Here is a 1,072-nt window from a genome sequence, read left to right as displayed (position 1 = left end):
TGAGGGGTGGGCATAAATAGGAACCAACGAATGTTAAAGAGTTGATGACCAAATCAATCCAATTACACACGCGGTTCCATGCAAGCCAAATTACTGTATTTATCTGACTTTTTGAATACCTGTTGGCAGCAACCGGAGGCAAAACAGTCCAAACGGGGAAAACCTCAAACTTATACGAGTATGTCATTTCTACTGTTTTTTATGCTCATGCTCCTCAAAGGCATTCACGCTTTTGCTGCCATGCACCGATGGGCCAAAGCCAATTATGTATTGCTGGGCTGGCAACAGGCCCCGGATCGTAAAACTATTCGTAGACGCTTTTTAGCTCTGCCTGCTCTGATTCAACAACTCATGCCTGCCATTGCTCTGCAGTGTCAGCAACGCCACCATCCCACCTTCGGTTACGCCTGTAGCTTTGCCGATAAAAGCGTTTTTCGTGCTTTAGGCGGTCTGTGGCACAAAAAACATATGCTCCTCAAGGTAGTTCCTCATGCCAGTATTGACACGGAAGCATCTTGGGCTAAAAGCGAGTATCATGGCTGGCGATTTGGTTATGGCCTTCATCTAATCTGTAATCGTTATCGCTTCCCGCTGATGGCTACGGTCACTACAGCGTCTACTAAGGACTACCGACTCTTAGAAACCTTAGTGGCACCCTTACAGCAGCGCTTAGTAGTAGTAGTTGCCGACAGCGGGTATTTTGCCGGCCGTTTTTTAAAAGCCATCCACGAGCGCTTTTCAATTTTAGTTACTACTCCCTGTCTTTTCAAAGTAAGCCCGCGAATGAGTTATTTCAAGCAATACTATAATGATATGGCAGGTTCTTGGGCCGGAAAGCTTACTTATCGTCGCCGTAAGCCCTCGATTGAACCAACCTTTGCACTTATTAAAGAGCTGACCGGTCTGACTGGCAATACGATGTTGCCTTACAAAGGCTTGGATAGGGTCAGTGCCTACTTAATGATAGCGAGTTGCACAGTCCAATTAATCATGTATGATAATTTCACTAATCAAAGAGAGTTGGGCAGTTTAGAGAATTTTAAAGTCACTTTTCAATAATGCCCATCCCTCA

1 protein-coding gene is annotated in these 1,072 nt (G+C 45.1%); it reads left to right on the top strand.

Annotated elements, in window-relative coordinates; genetic code table 11:
• Positions 1–78: 78 nt before the first annotated feature.
• Positions 79–1,059, top strand: a complete 981-nt coding sequence (locus tag P1X15_RS32450; RefSeq protein ID WP_277342259.1) for a transposase — start codon at positions 79–81, stop codon at positions 1,057–1,059.
• Positions 1,060–1,072: the final 13 nt, after the last annotated feature.

Origin of the sequence: Runella sp. MFBS21 (genome assembly GCF_029433105.1) — a bacterium.
Classification (GTDB): Bacteria; Bacteroidota; Bacteroidia; order Cytophagales; family Spirosomataceae; genus Runella.
Note: the sequence above shows the minus strand (reverse complement) of the source record. Positions and strands in the feature narration are given on the sequence as shown.